A 1,819-nucleotide genomic window follows, 5' to 3' on the forward strand; every position below is an offset into this window, starting at 1 on the left:
GGTGAGGGCCAGCCACAGGTCCTGGTACTCGTAGGTGGTGCCGGCCGGGATGGTGACGTCGGTCCAGACGTCGTGGCGTTCGGTGTCGAGGACCCCGCGCAGCAGTTCGGCGTCGACGGCGTTGTGCTGGTCCTTGTGGACTTGGAGGGTGACGTCGCCTTGGTGGGTGAGGGCGATGGTGCGGCGGGCGTCGTCCATGCTGCCGCGCAGCGGCATGAAGACGGCGAGCTGGTCGTCGACCGACACCCAGCCGTTCTCGCCGCGTTCGAAGGCGATGGTGCGCGAGGCGGTGCCGCGCAGCCGCAGGGGCAGGACGATCCGCCCGCTGGGCTTGACCTGCTGGAGCCAGGCGGTGGGCATCTCGCTGGTGCTCACCGTGGCGATCACGCGGTCGAACGGGGCGGCGTCGCGGTGGCCGAGGGCGCCGTCGCCGAGGACCACGTCGACGTTGGTGAGCCCGGCGTCCGTGAGGTGCTTGCGGGCGCCGTCGACGAGGTCGTCGTCCACGTCGACGGCGACCACGTGCCCGTCGGGGCCGACGATGGTGGCGAGGTAGGCGGCGTTGACTCCGGTCCCGGCTCCGGCCTCGAAGACGCGCTGGCCGGGCCGGGCGTCGAGCTGCTCCAGCATCAGGGCGACGATCGCGGGCTGGGAGGCGGCGCTGATCTGGGTACCGGAGCCGTCGGTCTTGGTGTAGGTGGGGTTGTCGGCGTAGGCGGCCTCCAGGGGGAATCCGGGCAGGAAGTGCTCGCGGGCGACGGTGCGGAAGGCGGCCTCGACCGTGCTGGTGCGAATGGCTCCGTGGCCAAGGAGACGGTCGGTGAGGCTGTCGCGCAGCTGCTCGGAGGTCGGGGTGGCGGCGCTGTCGCTGAGAGTAGTCACGTGGGCGACCCTAGTGGTTGTGCGGATGGTGGATTGCGAGGGCGTGGGGCCCTCGCCGGAGTGGAAGACGGTGTCCAACGCGCGTGCGGCGGTGGCGGCTTGGTGCTCGATGAGTACGCCGGAGCGGTTGGCGTGGAAGATCATCAGGTGGGCGAGGACGGCGCGCAGTCCGCGGGTGAGGCGGCCGTCGCGTGCCAGGCGGACGAGGTCCTGTCCGGCGGTCTCGAAGGCGTCGACCCAGCTGGCGTGTCCGGCGAGCGGTCCACCGGGGCGGGTGAGCCGGCGGGTGTCCAGGGTCATCAGGCGGCGCATTGCGGTGGTCAGGGCGGCGGCCCGTTCGGGTGCGAGGGCGGGTGGCGCGGGGCGTTCGGCGGCGAACTTGGCCCAGACATCGCCCTGTTCGTACCAGTCGAGGCCGGCGGAGCGGAGCATGGCGGAGACGAGGGCGACAAAGGTCTCGGTGCGGCCGAGTGCAGGAGGCTCGGGCTTGGCGGCGCGGGTCATCAGGTGCCGGCTGTCGGTGTGGAAGAGCCGGTGGGCGATCTCCATGGCCTCGGGGCCGCCGAACGCCTCAATCTCCGGCTCGTAGACCACGGTGGCCCAGCCCTCGACGAGTCCCGCCTCGGCGAGCGTGTCCAGGAGCGCGGTGATGACGGGGACGGAGTCGGTGGCACGGTAGCGCAGCCGCAGCCCGTTCTTGTGCATGTACCACCAGCCCTCCAGCGTGCCGGAGTTCTGGGCGTGGTCGAGGGCGGGGGTCAGGTGGTGGGCGGCGATCTGGTCGACGGTGGTGGGGTCGGCGAAGGTGAGGTCGTGCTGGATCCAGCCGGTGGTCATCGAAGGAGTCCTTGGTCAGGAGGTCAGGAGGCAGGCGTCCCAGCTGGTTGTGGGGGTGGTGCCGGTGGCGGGGGCGAGTAGGGCGAGGGCGGTGCCGGCG

1 protein-coding gene is annotated in these 1,819 nt (G+C 71.7%); it reads right to left on the reverse strand.

Going from position 1 to position 1,819, the window contains the following annotated elements:
* On the reverse strand, positions 1 to 1,719 hold a 1,719-nt coding region (fxlM, locus tag ACIQOV_RS39945), incomplete at its 3' end, for a methyltransferase, FxLD system (RefSeq protein ID WP_401055856.1).
* Positions 1,720 to 1,819: the final 100 nt, after the last annotated feature.

Origin of the sequence: Kitasatospora sp. NPDC091257, assembly GCF_044757675.1 — a bacterium.
GTDB classification, from domain to species: domain Bacteria; phylum Actinomycetota; class Actinomycetes; order Streptomycetales; family Streptomycetaceae; genus Kitasatospora; species Kitasatospora lactacystinica.